Here is a 22,009-nt window from a genome sequence, read left to right as displayed (position 1 = left end):
GTGTCTTCAAGCAGTGCCGGTGACAACGGCGCGGGGCGTGATATTGACTAGCCTACGTTTCCCGGTTCGCACGGCACGATACAGCGCCTCGGTCGCAAAACGCGGTGTCGATGCATCAAGTTGCCGGTAGGCAAGTAACGGAGCGATGATTTTGTGCGCCTTGCCCAGTGCTTCCAGCGGGTCGGGAATCTTCACGGGCTCAGTCAAACTTGGATCGATCCCGGCGACGGATTTGCCCTTGGCTTTGCCGGGAAATCGACGCGCGATTTCCGATGCCTTGACCCTGGCCACCTTCACTTTGGAGGTGGAATAGCGCACTTTTCGCATCGGCAAGGACAAGGGAGACAGGTCAGGGCGTTTCGAAGCCTCATCGACCAGCTTCAACTCGTCGAAAAGTACCACAGCAAGATCGTGTTCCTGCCCGGGATCAAATTCATGCCCGGACGCGGCGAAAATCTTCTTCCGCAAGCTTTTGCGTTCAACGATCTGGTTCTTGGAGAACCGCGCTCTGTCCTCCAGCTCAAGTCGGCCAGACAGGTCCAATTCGAACCCAAGCTCCTCAAGCGCCAACACGGGGTTAATCAGCGCAGCACGAGCAAGCTCTGGGGTGACATTCAAACGGGCAGCAATATCATGCACTGCTGCTTGAACGTCCTGAAACGTAGCCATAGCAGCCTTCCAATTACGAAATAAACGTAACTCTTGAACGCTTGGAACTGATATATAGATACTTTGGGAGTCTTGCTTCACGATATATTTTTAAAGCGATTCCGTCAATGAGCCGGAGACGCCGCAAGGCTGACTTCAACCCGATCGCGTAACTTTATTTGTCGCGTCGCTGGTTGTATCGGACGGGTTTGTCGCGAAAAATGCAGCCCGGAATACAGTCCCTGACCATCTGTCGACAACGGCAGTGCGGAACCATCCCGCGCCACGGCCAGGGGTGGTGGTTTCAAGCAAAACCGCTAATCGTGACGCCGCCACATTGTGCAAGCCTCCCGCGGCCCCGCGCCTTCAATCCGTCCACAACACCTCGCGCCCCTCTTCCCCCGGACCACATCACCTGCCATAATGGGGGAAACTCAAAAACAAGAGCAGCACCCATGCCCGACGATCTGTTGACGCCAGAAGCGACCACAACTTATGACGCCTCCTCGATCGAGGTGCTCGAAGGTTTGGAACCGGTCCGCAAGCGACCTGGTATGTATATCGGCGGCACGGATGAACGCGCTTTGCACCATATGGTGGCCGAGATCCTCGACAACTCGATGGACGAGGCAGTGGCAGGCCATGCCAACCGGATCGAGGTGGAACTTCACGCCGATTACGCCCTGACCGTGCGCGACAACGGGCGCGGCATTCCGATCGATCCGCACCCCAAGTTCCCGGACAAATCCGCGCTCGAGGTGATCCTGTGCACCCTGCACGCGGGCGGCAAATTCTCGGGCAAAGCGTATCAGACCTCGGGTGGTCTGCACGGCGTGGGCGCCTCGGTGGTGAATGCGCTTTCGGATTCGATGGTCGTTCAGGTGGCCCGCGACAAGCAACTTTATGAACAACGTTTCTCGCGCGGTGTCCCCTTGGGCCCAGTGGAAAAGGTCGGCGCCGCCCCCAACCGGCGCGGCACCACAGTCACCTTCCACGCTGACGACCAGATCTTTGGCCACCACCGGTTCAAACCCGCCCGCCTGTTCAAATCCATCCGGTCCAAGGCCTACCTGTTTTCGGGCGTCGAGATTCGCTGGAAATCCGCCATCGACGACGGCGAGACGCCCACCGAGGCCACCTTCCACTTCCCGGGCGGGCTGTCGGACTACCTGAAAGAGACGATGAATGGCTCGTCGACCTATGCCGACCAACCCTTTGCCGGAACCGTGGATTTTCAGGAGAAATTCGGAACCCCCGGCAAGGTCGAATGGGCGATCAACTGGACGCCCTCACGCGATGGGTTCATCCAATCCTACTGCAACACCGTGCCGACGCCCGAGGGCGGCACCCATGTGGCCGGGTTCTGGGCCGCGATCCTCAAGGGGATCAAGGCTTATGGCGAGTTGATCAACAACAAGAAAGCCGCCCAGATCACGCGGGAAGACCTGATTGCAGGGGGCTGCGCACTGGTCTCGTGCTTCATCCGCGAACCGGAATTCGTCGGCCAGACCAAAGACCGCCTTGCCACGGTCGAGGCGCAGCGGCTGGTGGAAAACGCGGTGCGCGACCATTTCGACAACTGGCTGGCCGCCGACACGAAATCCGCCGGCGCGATCCTCGACTTCCTGATCCTGCGGGCCGAAGAACGCCTGCGCCGACGGGCCGAGAAGGAAACACAACGCAAGTCCGCCACTAAAAAACTTCGTCTTCCCGGCAAGCTGGTGGACTGTTCCAGTTCAACACGCGAAGGCACCGAACTATTCATCGTCGAGGGCGACTCGGCCGGCGGCTCGGCCAAAATGGGGCGTGACCGCAAAACGCAGGCCCTGCTGCCCTTGCGCGGCAAGATCCTCAACGTGCTGGGCGCAGCCAGTTCGAAACTGGGCACCAATGCCGAGATCAACGACCTGACGCAGGCGCTGGGCGTGGGGCTGGGCAGCAAGTTCAACCTCGACGACCTGCGCTATGACAAGGTCATCATCATGACCGACGCGGATGTGGACGGGGCGCATATCGCGTCCTTGCTGATGACATTCTTCTTCACCCAGATGCGCCCGATGATCGACGCGGGCCACCTGTACCTAGCCTGCCCGCCCCTGTATCGCCTGACGCAGGGTGCCAAACGCGTCTATTGTCTGGACGAGGCCGAGCGCGACGAGTGGCTTGAGAAAGGTCTGGGCGGCAAGGGCAAGATCGACGTGTCGCGCTTCAAGGGTCTGGGCGAGATGGACGCCAAGGACCTGAAAGAGACCACGATGGACCCCAAATCCCGGAAATTGATCCGGGTCACTATTGATGAGGACGAACCCGGCGAGACCGGCGATCTGGTCGAGCGCCTGATGGGTAAGAAGCCCGAACTGCGATTCCAGTATATTCAGGAAAACGCGCGGTTTGTGGAGGAGTTGGATGTTTGACCAACTATCTAGATACACGCCGGAATCGACTGCCTTTGTCAAAAACTGAGAAGATTGCATCTTTTGCTTTCTCCCAAGCGTCCGAACTGGAGTAGATCAAGCCATAGTCTTCGAGAGTTGCCTGCTCTACGTTAGCGCCGCGCAAAAACTCAGCCCGTAACTGCTCACGCTTAAGACCGATAGAATTTGCCGATTTGGCAAACAGATTGACAACTCCGGGGGGTAGCATTGACCTTCTGGGTTGGAATGCGGCTTCCGTCGCATCGAAAGGCTTTCCGTTTGATAGCGCAACGTTGTTTGGACCATTGAGAGAAATGAACAGGTGTCGTGCGGAGCCTGTCAAAACCGCCTGGTAGTTTGCAGTCTTTCGCGCCTTCTCTATCTCAACAAACAACGAATTTGCATAAAGTCCAAGCTGACGGTTTTTCAGATGCAAGGCTATTTGGCTTGTCAAATTACAACTCCAACTTTGGTTTCGTAAGATGCGTGCTCGCACCCGGTACTTTGTCTGCAATGATTTTGGTGTAAACACTCTTCCTACCTAAAACGAAACCTCGCGCCCGGTCCGAGGGCGCGTGCTTGATACTTTACATCTTGTATTGCTTGGACAGAAGACACCCCCACACCACACGCGCCCTCAAAAAACCAAAATCTACTGCAATTCAAATCCCTTCGGTTTACTAATCAAACCAAGAACCGGCGTCCCCATGACAAGCTGGCTTGGATTTAACGATTAAGGATTTGCAATGGCCCGCCTTTATGACAGTCGAAAACGTGTTCTCGTAACCGGTGGGGCCGGGTTTTTGGGCTCGCATCTGTGCGACCGGCTTCTGGATCAGGGGCACGAGGTTCTGTGCGTCGACAACCTGTTCACCGGCACCAAGCGCAACATTGACCATCTGCACAACAACCCGCGGTTCGAGTTCATGCGCCATGATGTGACCTTCCCTCTGTTTGTGGAAGTGGACGAGATCTATAACCTCGCCTGCCCGGCCTCGCCCGTGCATTACCAGCACGATCCGGTGCAGACGACCAAGACCAGCGTTCATGGCGCGATCAACATGCTGGGTCTGGCGAAACGCTTGAAATGCAAAATCTTTCAGGCCTCGACCTCCGAGGTGTATGGCGACCCGACCATCCATCCGCAGACCGAAGATTATTGGGGCAACGTCAACCCGGTTGGCCCGCGATCCTGCTATGATGAGGGCAAGCGCTGCGCCGAGACCTTGTTCTTCGACTATCACCGGCAGATGGGGTTGGAGATCAAGGTCGCCCGCATCTTCAACACCTACGGGCCCAGAATGCACCCGGCAGATGGGCGCGTCGTGTCGAACTTCATCATGCAGGCCCTGACGGGTGATCCGATCACGATCTTTGGCGACGGTACGCAGACCCGGTCTTTCTGTTACGTGGATGATCTGATCGAAGGGTTCATCCGCCTAATGGAGACCGGCGCGGACGTGACCGGCCCTGTCAATCTGGGCAATCCTAACGAATTCTCGATGAACGAGCTGGCCCGCGAAGTGCAGGCCCTTGTGGGGGCCGAGACCCCTGTCAGTTTCAAGGAATTGCCAGAGGATGACCCGAAACAGCGCCAGCCCGATATCACATTGGCGCGGACCCTGCTGGGCTGGGAGCCCAAAGTGCAACTGAAAGAAGGGCTGCACGCAACCATCCGGTATTTCCGAGACCTTCAGGCCGAAGTCGAGACCTAGGGCCAAGGCCCGGTTTAGAATCCGGGCACGCCCCCAGCCCCTGACCTGCCCCGGCGCTTGCAGAACCTTCGCTAAGCATCGCCTTATTCGAAATCTGCCTGATCCAGCAGCGTATAGGTGAACTTGTTGCCAAACGCGTCGCGCCCGGCTTCGCATTTCAGCAGAAACTCGGCAAAGTGACGCTGATCGGCGAATACCTGACACCCGGCGGAATAGATCGTATTCGCCGTGTCATCGTCACCGTTGTTTGGCCCCTTGTGCAGATTTATGCCGAACATCCCGCTTTGAGGATTAACAAGGTTCAGGTTTCCATCCCTGTTGTTGTCCCGAAACACGGTAACGGTTCCCAGCCTTTGACACAGCGCCTTGTGGCCTCCGGGCCGGCCTCGTTTATGAATATCGATCTTGTAGCAGGACCGATATTGCCCCGGCGCCAGAATGGCCGTCCCATCCGGGTTTATCGGGTTCTTCAGGTAGTGATCGCTGGGATCGGCCGTCATCGGGTAATACGCTATATCCCAAACGCCAAGAAACCGGTGGAACACCGTCATGACATCATCGAATTTCTTGGGTGAAACCGGGTGGGCGCGAATGCCCACTATGTTCAGGTTCCAATCGACAGTTGGGGTGTCGAAAACCACAAAACCCTTTTGGGACATGACGTCCATAATCGCTTGCACAGAGGGTCTGAACATCTCTCAATTCTCCTTAAACAATGCGGCCATGTTACCACAGAAGTGACCGACCGTAAAAATCGCCCCCTTGGCTTGTCGCTGCGCGTGTAGGATTTTCGTTGCCTAACCCGTTGATCTCGTTCAAACTTGCTGAAACAAGAAACCATGATTGAGGTCCGGGCGTCCAAACCCTTTTTGATCGACAACAGATTTGCAGGACGAGAGGACGACATGAAAACACTGACCTATGGGCTGGCCTTTGCCATGCTGGCGACCCAGGCCCCGGCGCAACAGACGCTTAGCCTGGCATCTCCGATCCCGGACGGGGCGGAAACACGGTTTTGCTATTACAAGGGGCTGGCTTATTCCCCGGATTCCTTCATCGTGATCTTTGGCGACAACACCGTGACTGACACGATCAACACGCGCGAGGAACGCCTGCTGCGATGTGTAAGCAGCGACAAGGGCACCATGCACTGGAAGCCACAAAGCACGTTTCAGGTCGGCCGCTAAGCCAGAAATATCACTGTCGCCCAGGGCTTTTCAGCCGGATCAGACCGCCATTCCGATCAGGGCGACACCCACGGCCATGAGCACTGCGGCTCCCAACCGTCGCGCCCAGTTGCCTTCCTTGAGGAATACGAACCCGATCAGTGCGGCAAAGATGACCGAAGTTTCCCGCAGCGCCGAAACTGCGCCCAGCGGTGCAAAATTCTTGGCGTACAGTACCAGACCATAAGCTGTCATCGATACCAGCCCGCCAAGAATGCCGATCATCCACACTTTGGCTGGCAGGTCTTTCAGGGTCGCACGTTTCTGCACCCCGACAAATCCGGCAATGAACAGGTGCAGAAACGCACCCCACGCCCAATAGCTGAGCGTATTGCCCGACAGCCGAACACCGATCCCGTCAACGACCGAATAGATCGAAATGCAGAACCCGGTGCCCAGCGCAAACATCAGTGCGGTGCGTCCAACGCCCGAGCGCAGAGCTTTCCAACTGCTCAGCTGGATACCCAGGGCAATCAGGGCGATACCGGTCCAGGCCTGAAAAGGCAGCACTTCTCCGACCAAGGCCATTGCCCAAAGCGAAACCAGCGCCGGGACAATTCCACGGGCGATGGGGTAGACCACACTCAGATCACCATGCTGATAGGCTTTTCCCAGCATGAAGTAATAGCCGAAATGCACAACGGTCGAGAGCAGGATGTAAACAAAGCTCTCAGGGTTTGGCAGTGGCAGCAGCATCACCATGAGTGCCCCAGGCAGCACTTGACCCAAAGCGACCAAACCCAGCATGGTGGTTCGATCCGCCGCTGTCTTCACGATTGCATTCCACACCGCGTGCAGCAAAGCAGCCGAAAGAATAATAAGGACAACGAACAGGGTCATGTCCGGACCTTTCCCGCAGAGATTTCGCGCCAAAAGGGTCATTTGCCCCATTCAATTGGCGCCATGTCTGCAAAGGGTGGATCGTTGTCAAGCCCGTTTCAGATCACCTGGGTTGTCAGCCATTTCTCGATCTTCGAGGCCGGCCCTTCCCAACCCGGCTCCATGAACAGGAAATGCGCATGATCTTTGACCAGCAAAAAGGTTCCGCGATCCCCATAGCGCGTTGCCAGTGCGCGGCAGGTATCGGGGTTAACAGCCCTGTCTTCGGCACCCGAGACCACCAGAACCGGGCAGTCAACCTTGTCGAAATCAACCTTGATCGCGTGATGGTCATCGAACATCCAAAAGAACATTTCAAACATCACGCGCCCGCTTTCCGCGCCCAATTGATCGAATACAGCGTGCTGCTGCGCCTCATCCATCTTGTTCAAGGCGAATGGGGCCATCAAATCGAACCCGACCCGCATCGGCTGCTTCCAGAATGGGCCGCCTTCCATCAAGGTGCGCGGTACAGCCCGTTCATCATCGGTTTCGGGCAAAGTGCCCCAAGGCGCATTGGGATTGATCAGAACGATGGCACTGGCCAAACCACGAGACGCCACTTGTTGCGCCACCACCCCAGCAATGGCATGCCCCAAAATGACAGGTTTGCGGTCCAGTCCCTGAACAAAATCGGCGATGTCATTGGTGTAGTCCATGACACTGGCATCAGTCAGACCCGGGTCGGGGTCCGCTTTCGGATCACCGTCATGGTAACGCAAGGCAGGAACGTGAACCGTCCAACCTCGGTCCCGAAAGAAGGCCGCGTAATCCTGCATGCACCAAGGTCCGGCAAATGCTCCGTGGATAAGAACGATTTCTTTGGTCATCGAAGTCCCCCCTGCGCTGCCTACAGTATGGGGATATGGTAAGACGTTACAACTGCCCGTGATCCCTGTTGCAGGACGGGTCACAGGTCCTAAGATTGGACGCATGAGTTTTGTGACCGACAATCAATTGCCGCTGCTGATCCTGTTCTTTGTCATCGGCTCAATCGGCACTGCCTTTCTGTTTCGCAAACCGGCAGGGCACCGGGCGTGGAAACTGGCTGATCTGGTATGGGTTGTGCTGGGTGGCATCGGGGCATTGGTGGCTGTTTTGGCCGGGCTTTACACCTCGGACAGCTCGCGACTGGACCGACAGATCGACGTGGCCTATGCCGCGACGCTGGCATTTGACAGGGATGCGGCCCGGTTCCGCCTGCGGTTCTGTGATCCGGCCTTTGATCCGGATACCGCCGTTTTATGCGAAAAGGTTGAATTCCTTTCAGCTTCGACCGCCAGCAACTCGGAACTGCCCCTGTTCATCGCGGTCACGAACGAAGTGGCCCCCCTACAGGGGCTTCACTTCTTGGTTGGCGGTCAGTCCAAGGACGAAAAGGACGAAATACGTGACATGGCCGCCAAGGCCGATGCCTTTGACATCGACCAGTTCCTAGTCTTCACATCACTGGACGAAAACACACAGACCGCCATTGACAACATGCGTCGCAAGGTTCCCGCGATTGCTGGCGACTACCTGATACTTGCGCAGAGCTACGACGACCTGATCGCGCAGGTCGGGAAGCTGAAAGAAGAATGGGAATACCTACAGGACAATGCTCATATTCTTGTCCTGCAAATCGTGGCCCTATGCCTTGTCAGTTTTGCGGCACCGTTTCGGCTAGGGAAATCCGTGGTCGAGTTGCGCACCACGCTCAGCGACGATACGTCTGCGCCAAAGCTTGCGGGTCAGCCCCAAGAAAGTAACGCAGAAGAGTCCACAGGTTCCGAGCACCGCGCCGAATCCACCCCGCCCGCTCATACCGCTCCGCACTCGTAAAGGCGCGTGTGTTCAGAACAGTTACCTTTGGCAACGCGCGCACCAAAGCCACATCTTCCATCAACGGCTGGTCGGGAAACCCGCCTGCCGCTTGATAGGTGTGACGCGGAACCAGCAATCCCTGATCTCCGTAGGGCAATCCCAGCATCCTGCTGCGCAGATTGGCCCAGCCAGCCACCCAGGCCGGCGCAATCCCGCGCGCGCGGAACGCCAGCTGAAACGCGGCAGGTTTGGCTGAAGGCAGGTGGGCGCTGACGGTCTCGCTCCACCCCTGTTGCAGCACTGTATCCGCATGAAGAATCAGCAGCCAATCCCCTTTGGCCTGCGCGCACCCTCGGCGCAGCTGGCCGCCTCGGGATGGTGGGCCGGTCACGACCGTCGCACCGGCCTCTTCCGCAATATCCGGCGTGTGATCGGTTGAGCAGGCATCGCTGATGATCAATTCCCGGATCAACCCGGCATGCACCCCTTCCATCAAAGCCCCGAGACATTCGGGCAAAGCATCGGCGGCGTTGAGGGTCGGGATTACGACGGTAATAGGCGCGGGCACGTCTGATAACCTCTGGTCTTGGCATCGGAACTTCCTATATCACGAGGCCTGAGGAAATGACGAGGACCAAGCCATGCCCACCCGCCGCATACTGCGCCTGTCCGGCTCGGATACCGAAAGCTTTTTGCAGGATCTGATTACCAACGACATTAAGGGGTTGGACAACGGGTTGGTCTACGCCGCTCTGCTTACTCCGCAGGGAAAGTACCTGGCGGATTTCTTCCTGAAACGAGATGGCGACGGAGTTCTTCTGGATGTGGCCGAACACCTTGCGGATGATCTGGTCAAACGTCTGACGATGTACAAGCTGCGTGCGGATGTGACGATCGAGGGAACCGATCTGAACCTGCAACGCGGCACCAAAGCTGCGCCGGAAACCGCCCTGCCCGATCCCCGCCACCCGGACATGGGCTGGCGCAACTACTCCCCCGAACCCGAGGGCGATGATGGAACCGACTGGGATGCACTGCGCGTCCGGCACTGCATTCCCGAGTCAGGCATTGAACTGACCCCGGACAGTTACATCCTGGAATCCGGCTTCGAAGCGCTGAATGGCGTGGATTTCAAAAAAGGATGTTATGTCGGGCAGGAAGTGACCGCGCGCATGAAGCACAAAACCGAATTGCGCAAAGGTCTGCGACGCGTCGTTGTCCAGGGCTCGGCCCCGGTGGGGACCGAGATCAGTGCAAATGGCAAACCTGTCGGAACATTGTACACACAGGCCGGCGGAAACGGGATCGCGTATCTGCGATTTGATCGTGCAGGCCCTGAGATGCAGGCCGGAGACGCCACAGTGCGCCTGGAGGACTGAGCCCACCTTGTTGCCAAATCGGCACGACCCGCGCATCAGCTTGTATCGAAAAGTTTGAACCCGTTGTCCTGCACTGCCAAAGTGCAGGCAAACAGGACGAACCGGATACCCGCATGTTTCGACTTTATTCCGCGATCTGGCGCGCCAGTGCGGGGCGGCAGATCATCCTCATCATGCTGTCCGTCGCAATTGCGGGCCTTGCCGCCGTGCCGCTTGAGTTTCAGCGCGACATCGTCAACCACCTGACATCCGACGATGTCGGGACTGAAAAACTGATCCAACTGGGCATCGGCATGATGGCCGTCATCCTGCTGAGCCTCGCCCTGAAATGGGTACTGGGCTATCGCGCCGGAACCTTGGGCGAAGACATGATCCGGCTGATCCGCCAACGCCTGCTTTGGCGTTCGACCGACCTGAAGGATTCAGACGAAGGCCTGCGCAAAGGCACCATGACCACCGCCATTTCGGCCGAAGCCGAAGAATTAGGCAAGTTTGCCGGTGGAGCCTTTTCGGATCCGGTCGTTCAGATCGGAACGCTGATCAGCGTCATCGGCTATATCTCGTCCACGCAACCAGGTCTGGGGCTGATTGCGTTGTCAATGATCGTGCCGCAAATCATCATCGTTCTGGTCTCGCAGCGCAAAGTGAACACTTTCGTGGCGGAACGGGTTCGCATTCTGCGCGGTGCCACCGACCGACTGACGACCGAGGATATCGAAGCCGTTGAGCGGGATATCAACATCATGTTCGATGACATTTATGACACGCGGCGGCGGATGTTCCTGTGGAAACTTTCGGCAAAGTTCCTGCTGAGCGTGATCAACGGGGCCGGCACCGTCGGCATCCTGATGCTGGGGGGATATCTGGTCTTGCACGGCAAAACGGATGTGGGCACCGTGGTGGCCGCCACCAGTGGGCTCAGCCGCATTCAGGGACCCACTGCCTTTCTGATCGCATTCTATCGTCAGGTCAGCGCCAATCGTATCAAATACGAATTGATGCTGGAATTGTTCGGCCCGGATCCAACCCGCTATCGCTATCGACCCAACGCATAAGAAAAGACCGCGCGGCGGGTGCCTGCGCGGCCTGATACGTAACGTGACGAAACGTCACGCGCGTTCGGAATATTCCATCGTTTCCGTGTTCACGACGATCATTTCGTCCTGGCCGATGAAGGGGGGAACCATGACTTTCACGCCATTGTCCAGCAGCGCGGGCTTGAAAGAGTTCGCCGCCGTTTGACCTTTTACCACCGGTTCGGTCTCGACGATCTTGCAGGTCACTTTCTGCGGCAACGTTGCGTTCAGCGCCTCGCTTTCGTAGAATTCGACAACAATGGTCATGCCATCTTGCAGAAACGGACGGCGGTCACCCAGTAATTCTGCTGGTAATTCAATCTGTTCGTAGGTTTCTGAATCCATGAACACCAGCATTCCGTCGGATTCATACAGGAATTGCTGATCCTTTTGCTCCAGACGCACGCGTTCGACCTTGTCCGCCGAGCGGAAGCGTTCGTTCAATTTCGAGCCATTGCGCAGGTTGCGCAGTTCTACCTGTGCAAAAGCCCCGCCTTTGCCCGGCTTAACATGGTCGACCTTGACCGCTGCCCACAGGCCACCGTTATGCTCAAGCACATTGCCGGGGCGAATTTCGTTCCCATTTATCTTGGGCATTACATAAATCCTTCACAAACGGTTGATGCATCAGTTGCGGTCCCTATATCTGGCGGGATCACACCTGACAAGACAACGACACCTAGTGCTGCAGGTGCAGCGAGCCATGCAAGTGACGCAACGCAACTATGCATTTTAGCTGTATCCGAATCGCACCTAATCGGTCATAAAGACCCTCACGCCGAAAATGCAAGAGCAAGAACAACAAGGAAGACGAGATGAGAGATTTCGTTGACGGCACTGCCTTTAACAATGAGCAAGGCAATCGTGCGCGCAAACTTTTCGCGGCCGTTGTCCTGGCTGCGCTTGATGATGCTATCGCCGATGACAAGAAATACGGCAATGGCCCCGAACAAATCGCCCGCTGGGCGCGTTCGCGCGATGGGCGCGAAGTTCTGTCCTGCGCAGGCATTGACCCGAACGAACGGGTTGTCAGCGGATTGATGGAATTCGTTGGACGCGGCGTCCGTACCTCGGTCGCCCTGTCGCGGGAAGAAAGCGAACGCCGCAACGCTGCACAGCAGGCCGAAGCTGCCTGAACCAAAGTGGATTTGGATTGAACAAACGCGCTCTGCCTGTCAGAGCGCGTTTTTCTATGCCTGATCGACAGGCATGAAGCCAATGGCTCAAAAGAACAATAGCCATTGCCGAACCACCCAGAATTCAGCCGCCAGCATGGTAGCGAACAGGGCTTTGCCCCAAACAGGCAATCCACGCTGCCACAGCAGAACATATGCAGCCAGACAGACAAAGGCTGACACCGGCGCCACCCACAATGCATGATGGTCGCTGTCCCAATAGCTGACAGGGCTGTGGAACACCCAGTCGCTGATGGGCCAGAACTGTGGCCGTCCGTCGCCCGCATGAAGCAGGAAATCTGTCGCAAGATGCAACAGACCCGCCGCTGCGCCGACAGCCAGAACATGCCAACCTCTCCAGACTGCCAGCAAGAATGCCAGCCCCCAGAGGATAAAGGAATTGTCTATGGCGAATACGGTCTGCCACGCCGGGGAAAAGTAAAGCTGCCCGAAGACCACCTGCTCGGGGATGCCCAGAACAAACAGGGACACGCCCGCCATCACGTACAGGGACAGATCCGGCAATAACGCTCCCACGAGCGCGGCCCAGAGGATACGTCCTTGCGGCGGCCGGGCGAACACGGCAGCCCCGATCAAAAGATGCGCAGGCGTATTCATCCGGGGCTTTCCCTTTCGGCTCAAATCAGATCATCTGCGCCCAGACTTATAGGAGACAAGGCATGGTTCGCGCCATCATGATTCAAGGGACCGGCAGCAATGTCGGAAAATCGGTTCTGGTGGCGGGGCTGGCGCGCGCCTACACGCGCCGGGGCCTTCGGGTCGCGCCGTTCAAACCGCAAAACATGTCGAACAATGCAGCCGTCACTGAAAACGGTGGCGAAATTGGCCGCGCACAAGCCCTTCAGGCCCGTGCGGCAAAGCGAGAAACGCACACGGACATGAACCCTATTCTGCTCAAACCCGAGACGGATACCGGCGCGCAGATTATCGTTCAGGGGCAGCGCGCTGGCACGATGAAGGCCGGTGACTATCGCAAGGACAAATCCAAGCTACTGGGCGCAGCGCTGGAAAGCTTTGACAGGCTCTGCGCCGACGCTGATCTGGTTCTGATCGAGGGCGCTGGCAGCCCGGCTGAGACCAACCTGCGCAAAGGTGACATCGCCAATATGGGATTTGCCCGAGCAGCGGACATTCCTGTTGTTCTGGTCGGGGACATCCATCGTGGCGGGGTGATTGCGCAGATCGTTGGGACTCAGGCCGTTCTGGACGAAGGCGACGTGGCGCAGATCAGGGGTTTTGCCATCAACCGTTTCAAGGGCGACGTGTCCCTGTTTGACGAAGGCCGTGATGACATCTCGGCCCGAACAGGCTGGCCCTGCCTTGGGGTTGTGCCCTGGTTTCACGACGCCTGGAAACTGCCGGCCGAAGACATGATGGACATCCGTTCCCATACAGGTGGCGCGTGCAAGGTCGTTGTGCCCCAACTGGAGCGTATGGCCAATTTCGACGATCTCGATCCGTTGTCTGCCGAGCCCGGCGTGAGCGTCGAGGTCATTCCAGGCGGACGTCCCCTGCCCGGCGATGCGGATCTGGTTCTGCTTCCCGGCAGCAAGTCCACGATCGGAGATCTGAGCTATTTTCGCGCACAGGGCTGGGATATCGACCTGTATGCCCATGTTCGACGGGGTGGACATGTCCTGGGGTTGTGCGGCGGCTATCAGATGCTGGGCAAGACCATTTCCGATCCTGATGGCGTGGACGGCCGGCCCGGCAAAGTTGATGGATTAGGGTTGCTGAACGTCGAAACCGTAATGGGCGGGCAGAAACAGGTCATCCTGCGTTCCGCCCATGCCCTGCCAGACCGAGAACCGGTCAGCGGATACGAAATCCACATGGGCCATACCGACGGCCCTGACCGCGCCCGCGCATGGCTTGAGGTCGAAGGCAGACCAGAAGGCGCAGCCAGCAGCAACGGCCGGGTCAAGGGCAGCTATCTGCACGGAATTTTCTCGTCAGACGCATTTCGTGCCCGCTATTTGTCAACGCTGGGCGTGACGTCGGACATTGCCTACGAAGACGGGGTAGAGCAGGCGCTGGATGATCTGGCCGATCATCTGGAGCGCCACATGAATCTTGACCTGATGCTGAGCCTGGCACAGCCACCACAGCGCGGCTGAGTCTTATCCCAGATCTTTCGCGGCGAGCGCACGCGCGATTTCCCGCCGAACCATTTTGCGCACGTTTCGCGTGATCCGCTCGCCCATCGCGCCTTGCAACTCCTGGCGGACAACTTCCGCGATCAGCTCACGCAATGTTTCTTCATCCAAATCCGTTGTCGAAACGTCTTCAACGACTTCAGTGGCACGATCGGATTCAGCCGGTCGTCCCGCCCGGACGAACTCTGCGTTTTGTATCGAAGCGGACTCGGGTTGAGGATCGTCCGTATCTTCCTGATCAGTCAGAACGACGGTCCTTGCGGCCGCAAACTCCTCTTCGACGTTCCACGGCAGGGAATGCGTCGGTGTGCCGGAATAGGCGTCTGCGCTGTCGCCATCCGGCTCCCATTGATCCTCGGTTTGCGCAATCGCCGCTTCCAGCGCTTCGATCTTGGCACTCAGGCTGATCGCGGGATCATCGGTTGAGCCAGTTTCCGCGGAATGCCCCTCGGTCGCGTCATCCGCAGTGTTGGCAGGATCACCTGCCCTGACGATGTCGCAGGCACGCAGCAGCATCGGCTTGGCCGAGTCAGCAACATCAGGAGACGGCTTGGCGGGCATGATCTCGGGCTGAGCGGGTTTGCTGATGCGCAGCGCGTCCGTCAGCACTAAGCGCCCCGGCTTGCGCGTTGCACCCTGTTGATCCGAGGAGGATTTACCGCGACTGTCTTCACTGACCAGACGTTTGACCGAAGACAGAACGTCTTCGATCCCTGCTTTCACGACATTATCAGACATTGTTCTCTACCGCTCTATCGTTGGATCGAGTGTAGCCAAACAATCCGAGCCCTACAACAAATAGTATTGCCGGTCAGTCCCGACGCAACGCTTTGAGGACTCGATCCAGATCCTTGCTCTGTTTGCTGACACGCGCGGGGGCTTTCTTGACCAGATTATAGTACAAAGTCGGGTCATAGATCTGAACCGCCAGGCCAAGACGTTCTGCCGTCAAAAGGCCCTGCGCCTGCAGCAGCTGATACGCTGCGCGGGATCGTTCCGTTCGCGACGCCACTTCGGCCAGCTGCGCGTCCAGCAAATCCTGCTGAGCATTCAGAACGTCCAAAGTGGTCCGGGCACCCAAGGTCGCTTCTTCCCTGATGCCATCAAATGCCACCTGCGATGCGCGAACCCGTTCCGTCGATGCCCTGAGGCTGGCACTGGCTGCCTGGAACGCTGCATACCGGTCCGTAACGCCCTGTGTGATATTCTTTTGTACGTTCAGAAGATTCGCACGAGACGCATCCCGATTTGCCATAGCGCGCCGCACATTCGCGGCCAACCGGCCACCGGCGTAAATCGGCTGTGTAAAGTCCAGCGACACGGTCGCGTCGTTCACATAGTCGTTGTTATCATAGCTTTCACGCACACCCGCATCAGCATTCAAACTGACATTCGGCCCAAGGTTGGCCCGCTGTTGCTGGACAATCAGATCAAAAGCGCGGACCTGATGCTGCGCCGACAGAATCGCCGGGTGGTTGCGTTGCGCGAGGCTGATCGCTTCTGCCTCACTCCGTGGAAGATTGGGCAGGCTGGGTTGACCGGCCGTCCTCCCTGGCGCCTTGCCGACCGCATTGACATATTCAGCCTGCGCGATGCTCAGTTCACCACGAGCGACCGCCAGATCAGCTTGAGAACTTGCCAACTGCGCCTCGGAAAGCGCCACGTCCGTTCGCGTCACTTCGCCAACTTCGAAGCGATCATTCGATGCGCGAAGCTCTTCCGCCGAAACATCCACGTTGTTCTGGCGAATTGCGACTGTTTCTTCCTGTAGCAGCACGCCCAGGTAAGCATTTGCAGCGCGGATAAGCACCTGTTGCTCAATGTCGATTAAGGTTTGCCGGGTCGACAGAACCGTCTCCTGCGCCGATTGCTTGCCCAGAACCGAAGCGCCACCATCATACAAAAGCTGAGTTAGCCCCAGACCGGTGAAAAACCGGGACGGCTCGGTCGTTGTGACCACATTGTTGGTCCGAGACCGGGTATAATCCTGGCTGACCTGTACAGTCCAGTTGATGATTGGCCGCAATGCAGAAAGCGCGATTGCCACGTCTTCATCTGCCGCGCGCAGCAGCGCCCGGTTCTGCTCCAGCAAGCCGCTTGTATTATACGCGCCGATGAAGGCGTCTGTTATGTTGTCAGCCCACACCGGACGCCCTGGCATAACGCTGATGGCAAGTCCTGCGGTCACTGCGAATGCCCTGACCAGCTTGCCTGTCGCTGAACCACGCATACCGAAATCCTCTCAAACGAAATTACACTGCCCTGAAAGCAGTTTGCGGTCTTCTTTTCAACTAATCAAGGCGCCAGCAGAATCTATCGGCGAACTATAGCGAAAATGCACACTCCGCCGAAAAGCTCTCTAGTATCGGTGCACTGGCGTTGAACGCATCCCGCCAGCTGACCCGGCCTCCGGTCTTTCGACCGATCCGCACAGTTCCAAGATTGCCTTCAACAAACAGGCATGCAATCCGGCCATGTTCCTTGAGCTGATCCAACAGAGCGTCGGGAATCCGTTCAACACCGCCCTGCACCATGATCGCATCGTAAGGACCGTGCTCAGCCGCACCCTGCTCCAAAGGACCGACGTGGATAATGGCATTGTCCACATCGGCCTCAGCCAACAGGCTTTGCGCCTCGGACGCCAGCGAGTCGTCGCTTTCCACACCAACAACCAACTGGGCCATACGCGCGGCAACCGCAGTGGAATACCCCGTTGCCGGCGCGATATCGAGAATCATCTCGTCGTTCGAAATGTTGAGCGCATCCAGCATTTTAGCAAGCGTTCTCGGCTCGAGCATACAGCGCCCGTTGCCCAGATCGATCACACTGTCGGCATAGGCGGCCTCACGCTGTGCGTCAGGCACGAAGTTTTCGCGCGGGACGTTCAGCATCGCCTCAATGATCGGGAACTTTGTAACATCCGAAGGCCGGATTTGCGTATCAACCATAGTGCGGCGCCGGGCAGCGAAATCTGTCATAGGATCTCTCGAGTCATTCCCAAAGTTACCCGGCTTTTGCCACATCCTGAAACGCCCAGCAACGGCCCTGTTGACGCAACCCCCCTACGCCCATGCGTTTGCGGTTGCGGGCTTCGGCAAATTTCAATCTCGTCGACAAAATTGCGCGCAATCCTCTGGACGCCCCTTGGGAAAGCTGCTAAAACCCCACGCACACCACGGCAAGTATTTGATTTTACTTGTAAAGGCGAGTTGGCGGAGTGGTGACGCAGCGGATTGCAAATCCGTGTACACCGGTTCGATTCCGGTACTCGCCTCCATTTAGTTAATCACTAAATCCCGTAACACGTTGAAACTGTTTGCTTTCAATTGGTTACGTTGCGCCAAACCGTTAATTTCGCCAAAAATCCCGCAACATTTCCCGCAACACGATTTTTGCTGCAAAAACCACCTTACGTCGCTTGGCGGATGTCAAGAACAACACTCCTAGTGACTTGCGACGATTTACACCTATTGCGTGCTTGCCATAGGCATGGGAAACATTTCTAAGTTGAAGATTTGAATGAGACTTTGTGAATGGCATATCAAGATTTGCCGCTTAGCGCGCTTATTGTGAACCCAGCAAACGATCGGCATGGGGAGTTAGAAAACGAAACTGCTGCGATTGCCCAACTTTTTGCTCTGCGAGAGCAGCACATGAAAAACCTCGCAAAAGACCTAGCCAGCAAGGGCGAGATTTTCGAACCGCCTTTAGTCTACCCCAAGGACGGCAAGTTCATAGTTGCGGATGGTAACCGACGGACGACCTGCCTCAAGCTCATTACTGAACCCAGGCGAGCACCCACAGTCGAACTTCAACAGTATTTTCAAAAACTAAGAACTGAGTGGAACGGTACGCTCCCCGATACAATTGAATGCCGGGTGGAGGATGACCGCGACCGAGTGGACGACATACTTTTTCGACGTCACACAGGCGTTCAAAGCGGTATCGGTCAAAGCACTTGGGACGACCGGATGAAGAACAACTTTGTCGTCCGTACAGGAAAACATCGCGGGCTGAACATCGCTGATGAAGTTGAAAAGTTCCTTCGGCAAGAAAACCTCTTGCCACCGCAGAAAATTCCACGTTCTAACTTAAACCGTTTGCTGTCCGCCGAAAGCCTCCGCAATCGCCTTGGAATCTCTGTAAAAAAGAACAGCTTTGAGTTCATTCGAAATAAGAAGGAAGCTTTACAGGCACTAAGCCGTGTAGCGTCAGACCTCTCTAACCGTAAAGTAACACTTGATGATATTTGGGACGCTGAGTCCAAACTCAGGTACATTGATCAGTTGGAGCGCGAAGGCATATTGCCGACCGCCAGCAGCCCATCGCCGAAGCCCAAGCCCACTCCAATGCCGGGCCCGACTCCTCCAAATCCACAACCACCCTCACCAAAACCGCCAAAACCAACGGTCTGGCCGCATCTAATTCCAATTGTTGAGCACGGTATAACTTGGACAGCACAGCAGCACAGAGTTCGCGAGATATGGGAGGAGCTTCAATTCAAACTTGAGCTTCACCAGCATCCAAATGCTATTTCGGTTCTTCTTCGCGTGCTGCTTGAGCTTGGCGTGGAACATTATGTGAAAGTTAGGAACGTGAGCGCTGTGCACAAAAACGATAAGCTAGCACTTCGCATATCCAAGGTAGCTCAGCACATGTTGGACGATGGGTTAATTGACAACAAGTACCTCGGTGCACTCAAGAAGCTTCAACAGGGCGACGTTATTATTTCGATGGATACCTTGAACAGATACGTTCATTCGCCAAATTTTAGCGTTTCACCTGAACACCTAAAGATGCTTTGGGGTACGCTTTCTGATTTCATAATGCTCTGTCTAAAAGCCAAAACCTAGCACGAGAGAGAAAAACTAGGTCGAGCTATCCCGCAACAAATCCCGCAACATTTCCCCTGTGCAGCACGGCTCGACCAAATCCAAGATTTTGTTTTAAATATGTTTTTCTGAAAAAGCGGTTCGATTTCAAAACAGGTACTCGCCTCCAATACCTCCACTGACTCGCGGTACTTTTTCCCTCCTCGAGGTCCAATATCCAACCAACTATTGGATTTTTCGTATTGTGATCTTGTTCTGTTCCATCCGAATGCGAGCATTCTGGACATATGCCGCCAGCTTGCGTTCAGGCAACACCCGCCGTACTTCCTGGGCATCTTCATCTCGAAATGATCAGAATTTGTGACCTCAACCATTGGTCCCAGCCATTTGGGTACAGACCTTTCTTGTAGTCAGATTGCGATCAGGGACGGCCAAGCAGGCCCTTTAAGCGGTTCAGGCAGCGGCAGAATGGTGCCGCAAACAAAGCTGTCGGATTGTCTGTCGTCCATGGCTGGAATTGACCTGCCATTACCTGTGCTGCTTCGACCTGGTTGGAACGGCATCGCACCCGCTCGAAACGTGCAGGCTGCCTCATGCAATTTGTCCAATCCTTCTTTCTGACGTGTTCGTCAAACGGGGTTCCCGAAAGCATTGCTCAAACAACAGCCCTTGAGCAATATTATGTCTCAACATCGCCGAAAAACGAAACTTCATGACAACTCGGGAAGGATGAACTAGGACTCTAACAAAGAAAAAGTTCTGGACGTATTGTGGAACACATTGCCTTTACCTTCGAGATGGGGGTCGTTTGCACCCTGCTGGCTTTCACCGTTTTTCTGTTCGTTTCCGAGATCATAAGGATCGACCTTTCCGCCATATTGGTTCTGGTTCTCATAGGCTTGCTCAGCTACGCGCCCGGGCTGGGAAATCTGGCGGATGTCACCCTTCTGTTCGACGGCTTCGCATCCAATGCCGTCATCTCGATCATTGCGGTCATGATCGTCGGGGCCGGTCTGGACAAGACGGGGATCATGAACAAGGTGGCTGCCGTCATCCTCAAATACGGCGGCAAATCCGAAGGCAGGGTTGTACCAATCATTTCCGGCACCGTTGGCGTCATATCCTCGTTCATGCAGAATGTCGGCGCCGCTGCTCTGTTTCTGCCGGTTGTCAGCCGAATTTCCACACGGTCGGGCATACCGCTGTCGCGCCTGCTCATGCCGATGGGATTCTGCGCCATTTTGGGCGGCACCATGACGATGGTGGGGTCGTCTCCTCTTATCCTGCTGAACGATCTGATCCTGACGGCAAATGACAGTCTGCCGGCCTCTCAGAAAATGGAGCCCTTCGGCCTGTTCTCGGTCACGCCGATCGGTGCGGTTCTGATCCTGACGGGAATTGGTTACTTTCTGCTGTTGGGACGTTGGGTTTTGCCCGAGGCTGAAGGGCCTGACAATACGGGTACCGGACAAGGGACACAGGAATACCTGCAAAGGGTCTATGGCCTCAAAGCCGATGTGTTCGAAGTCGTGGTGCCCGAGGACAGCCCTTTGGTCGGCGAGATTCTGGCCGACATCAACCACGAAAACCACCTGTACATCATTTCCACCTTCTATCGCGGCAAAACCTCGATGGTTCAGGTTTTGACAGCGGAAATTGCAGCGCCGTGTCGGCTGGCCATCGTCGGCCGCCGTTGGGAGGTCGAGAAGTTCGCCGAGAAATACGGGCTGACCGTTCTTCCGGATTTGGACATTTTCGTCGAAGAGTTCGCCCCAACCAATGCAGGCGTGGCCGAGGTGGTCATCACGCCCGACAGCAAGCTGATCGGCAAATGCCCCCGCGAGCTTTTGTTTCGCAAGACCTACGGGATGTCGCTGCTGGCCATTCACCGCGGCGAAGAGACGCTGAGCCATGTCGAGACCGAGGATCACGAATCCACTCAGATCGGGCTCGAAAAGTTTCAGGCGGGCGACATGCTTGTGGCACATACCAGATGGGACAACCTGATGCGGATCAAACGAGATCCGGATTTCGTCGTTGTGACGACGGACTTTCCTCAGGACGAGCTGCGGCCGCAAAAAGTCGGCTGGGCCCTGGCATTCTTCGCCATTTCGCTATCGTTGATCCTGTTCACGGACGTCCGGCTTTCACTCTGTCTTCTTACCGGCGCGGTGGGCATGATGCTGACCCGTGTGCTCAGCGTGGACGAGGCGTACCGCGCGGTCGGATGGAACACCGTATTCCTGCTCGCCTGCCTCATACCTTTGGGACAAGCCGTGCAGAACACAGGCACGGCCGCGTGGATCGCGCAGCAGATCATGATAATTCTGGACGGCTGGCCGCTCTGGTCGCTGCAAACCGGCATCGCCATTCTGGCGACGGCCTTTTCTTTGGTCATGTCCAATGTGGGGGCCACGGTTCTGCTGGTGCCTCTGGCGGTATCGATTGCGGTGGCGGCGGGTGGAAACCCGGCCGTCTTTGCCCTGACGGTCGCCATATCGACCTCGAACAGCTTCATCATCCCAACCCATCAGGTAAACGCGTTGATCATGGGTCCGGCCGGATACAAGGTGATGGATTTCGTCCGCTCCGGCGGAATAATGACGGCGCTGTTTCTGGTCGTCTCGCTGCTCATGATAAACGTCATCTATTAGCGCAAGAGGATCCAGGGTGTTCGGTGGTCTT

At 56.5% G+C, this 22,009-nt stretch carries 20 protein-coding genes, 1 tRNA gene and 1 pseudogene; 11 read left to right on the top strand and 11 right to left on the bottom strand.

All coding sequences use genetic code 11. The features are described 5' to 3' along the window. Window positions 1-6: 6 nt before the first annotated feature. On the bottom strand, window positions 7-669 hold the full coding sequence (locus tag GS614_RS13450; protein WP_171726554.1) for a hypothetical protein: 663 nt from the start codon (window positions 667-669) through the stop codon (window positions 7-9). 434 nt (window positions 670-1,103) lie between these two features. Between GS614_RS13450 and parE the strand changes: the two genes are divergently transcribed. Next, window positions 1,104-3,062 carry a DNA topoisomerase IV subunit B gene (gene parE / locus GS614_RS13445; RefSeq protein WP_171119470.1) on the top strand — a complete coding sequence of 653 codons (1,959 nt, stop codon included), beginning with the start codon at window positions 1,104-1,106 and terminating at the stop codon, window positions 3,060-3,062. Between the two features lie 4 nt (window positions 3,063-3,066). On the opposite strand, the gene GS614_RS13440 is transcribed toward parE, so the two are convergent. Continuing rightward, complete coding sequence (locus tag GS614_RS13440; RefSeq protein ID WP_216601178.1) at window positions 3,067-3,516, bottom strand: hypothetical protein; 450 nt, start codon at window positions 3,514-3,516, stop codon at window positions 3,067-3,069. A gap of 292 nt (window positions 3,517-3,808) precedes the next feature. On the opposite strand from GS614_RS13440, the gene GS614_RS13435 reads away from it, so the two are divergent. After that, a complete protein-coding gene (locus GS614_RS13435) occupies window positions 3,809-4,777 on the top strand; it encodes a UDP-glucuronic acid decarboxylase family protein (RefSeq protein WP_171170429.1) in 969 nt (322 codons plus the stop codon). 83 nt (window positions 4,778-4,860) lie between these two features. On the opposite strand, the gene GS614_RS13430 is transcribed toward GS614_RS13435, so the two are convergent. After that, on the bottom strand, window positions 4,861-5,472 hold the full coding sequence (locus GS614_RS13430) for a hypothetical protein (RefSeq protein WP_171206580.1): 612 nt from the start codon (window positions 5,470-5,472) through the stop codon (window positions 4,861-4,863). A gap of 210 nt (window positions 5,473-5,682) precedes the next feature. Here GS614_RS13430 and GS614_RS13425 point away from each other — a divergent pair, with 210 nt between their 5' ends. Further along, the gene (locus GS614_RS13425; RefSeq protein ID WP_152457476.1) at window positions 5,683-5,964 is read left to right on the top strand and encodes a hypothetical protein; all 282 of its coding nucleotides are present in this window, start codon (window positions 5,683-5,685) and stop codon (window positions 5,962-5,964) included. A 39-nt stretch (window positions 5,965-6,003) separates the two neighbouring features. Here the strand turns inward: GS614_RS13425 and GS614_RS13420 are convergent, their stop codons facing one another. Both GS614_RS13420 and GS614_RS13415 read right to left on the bottom strand, forming a co-directional pair. Then, window positions 6,004-6,843: a DMT family transporter gene (locus GS614_RS13420; RefSeq protein ID WP_171726552.1), complete on the bottom strand. Its 840-nt coding sequence runs from the start codon at window positions 6,841-6,843 to the stop codon at window positions 6,004-6,006. Between the two features lie 98 nt (window positions 6,844-6,941). Further along, a complete protein-coding gene (locus GS614_RS13415; RefSeq protein ID WP_171206582.1) occupies window positions 6,942-7,712 on the bottom strand; it encodes an alpha/beta hydrolase in 771 nt (256 codons plus the stop codon). A 103-nt stretch (window positions 7,713-7,815) separates the two neighbouring features. On the opposite strand from GS614_RS13415, the pseudogene GS614_RS13410 reads away from it, so the two are divergent. Further along, window positions 7,816-8,571: pseudogene (locus GS614_RS13410) on the top strand (hypothetical protein); the annotation flags it as partial. A gap of 7 nt (window positions 8,572-8,578) precedes the next feature. Here GS614_RS13410 and GS614_RS13405 read toward each other — a convergent pair. Then, window positions 8,579-9,253 (bottom strand): TIGR04283 family arsenosugar biosynthesis glycosyltransferase, encoded by a 675-nt coding sequence (locus GS614_RS13405; protein WP_171170422.1) that lies wholly within the window; start codon window positions 9,251-9,253, stop codon window positions 8,579-8,581. Window positions 9,254-9,326: 73 nt separating this feature from the next. Between GS614_RS13405 and GS614_RS13400 the strand changes: the two genes are divergently transcribed. Then, on the top strand, window positions 9,327-10,064 hold the full coding sequence (locus tag GS614_RS13400; protein WP_171119463.1) for a folate-binding protein YgfZ: 738 nt from the start codon (window positions 9,327-9,329) through the stop codon (window positions 10,062-10,064). Between the two features lie 113 nt (window positions 10,065-10,177). Continuing rightward, window positions 10,178-11,119: an ABC transporter transmembrane domain-containing protein gene (locus tag GS614_RS13395; protein ID WP_171119462.1), complete on the top strand. Its 942-nt coding sequence runs from the start codon at window positions 10,178-10,180 to the stop codon at window positions 11,117-11,119. A gap of 54 nt (window positions 11,120-11,173) precedes the next feature. On the opposite strand, the gene efp is transcribed toward GS614_RS13395, so the two are convergent. Then, a complete protein-coding gene (gene efp / locus GS614_RS13390; protein ID WP_170346480.1) occupies window positions 11,174-11,737 on the bottom strand; it encodes an elongation factor P in 564 nt (187 codons plus the stop codon). Window positions 11,738-11,955: 218 nt separating this feature from the next. Here efp and GS614_RS13385 point away from each other — a divergent pair, with 218 nt between their 5' ends. Beyond that, on the top strand, window positions 11,956-12,276 hold the full coding sequence (locus GS614_RS13385) for a DUF6280 family protein (RefSeq protein ID WP_037310273.1): 321 nt from the start codon (window positions 11,956-11,958) through the stop codon (window positions 12,274-12,276). Between the two features lie 87 nt (window positions 12,277-12,363). Here GS614_RS13385 and GS614_RS13380 read toward each other — a convergent pair whose 3' ends face one another. Beyond that, window positions 12,364-12,933 (bottom strand): cobalamin biosynthesis protein CobQ, encoded by a 570-nt coding sequence (locus tag GS614_RS13380; RefSeq protein ID WP_171228415.1) that lies wholly within the window; start codon window positions 12,931-12,933, stop codon window positions 12,364-12,366. A gap of 62 nt (window positions 12,934-12,995) precedes the next feature. On the opposite strand from GS614_RS13380, the gene GS614_RS13375 reads away from it, so the two are divergent. Continuing rightward, window positions 12,996-14,453: a cobyric acid synthase gene (locus tag GS614_RS13375; RefSeq protein ID WP_152457468.1), complete on the top strand. Its 1,458-nt coding sequence runs from the start codon at window positions 12,996-12,998 to the stop codon at window positions 14,451-14,453. Window positions 14,454-14,456: 3 nt separating this feature from the next. Here GS614_RS13375 and GS614_RS13370 read toward each other — a convergent pair whose 3' ends face one another. The 3 genes from GS614_RS13370 to GS614_RS13360 form a co-directional block, all read right to left on the bottom strand. Then, the gene (locus tag GS614_RS13370) at window positions 14,457-15,230 is read right to left on the bottom strand and encodes a hypothetical protein (protein WP_171726551.1); all 774 of its coding nucleotides are present in this window, start codon (window positions 15,228-15,230) and stop codon (window positions 14,457-14,459) included. Window positions 15,231-15,303: 73 nt separating this feature from the next. Further along, a complete protein-coding gene (locus GS614_RS13365; protein ID WP_171170416.1) occupies window positions 15,304-16,722 on the bottom strand; it encodes a TolC family outer membrane protein in 1,419 nt (472 codons plus the stop codon). A 94-nt stretch (window positions 16,723-16,816) separates the two neighbouring features. After that, window positions 16,817-17,470 carry a protein-L-isoaspartate O-methyltransferase gene (locus tag GS614_RS13360; RefSeq protein WP_171231941.1) on the bottom strand — a complete coding sequence of 218 codons (654 nt, stop codon included), beginning with the start codon at window positions 17,468-17,470 and terminating at the stop codon, window positions 16,817-16,819. A 225-nt stretch (window positions 17,471-17,695) separates the two neighbouring features. Between GS614_RS13360 and GS614_RS13355 the strand changes: the two genes are divergently transcribed. From GS614_RS13355 to GS614_RS13345, 3 genes are all read left to right on the top strand, one after another. Continuing rightward, window positions 17,696-17,769 (top strand) — tRNA-Cys (locus GS614_RS13355). Between the two features lie 256 nt (window positions 17,770-18,025). Beyond that, window positions 18,026-19,345 (top strand): hypothetical protein, encoded by a 1,320-nt coding sequence (locus tag GS614_RS13350; protein WP_171231959.1) that lies wholly within the window; start codon window positions 18,026-18,028, stop codon window positions 19,343-19,345. Window positions 19,346-20,121: 776 nt separating this feature from the next. Beyond that, window positions 20,122-21,978: an SLC13 family permease gene (locus tag GS614_RS13345; protein WP_171170677.1), complete on the top strand. Its 1,857-nt coding sequence runs from the start codon at window positions 20,122-20,124 to the stop codon at window positions 21,976-21,978. Window positions 21,979-22,009 lie beyond the last annotated feature (31 nt).

This window comes from Ruegeria sp. HKCCD6604 (assembly GCF_013110635.1).
Lineage (GTDB): Bacteria > Pseudomonadota > Alphaproteobacteria > Rhodobacterales > Rhodobacteraceae > Ruegeria.
The sequence above is the reverse complement of the archived record's forward strand: the minus strand, read 5'-3'. Positions and strand labels throughout refer to the sequence as shown.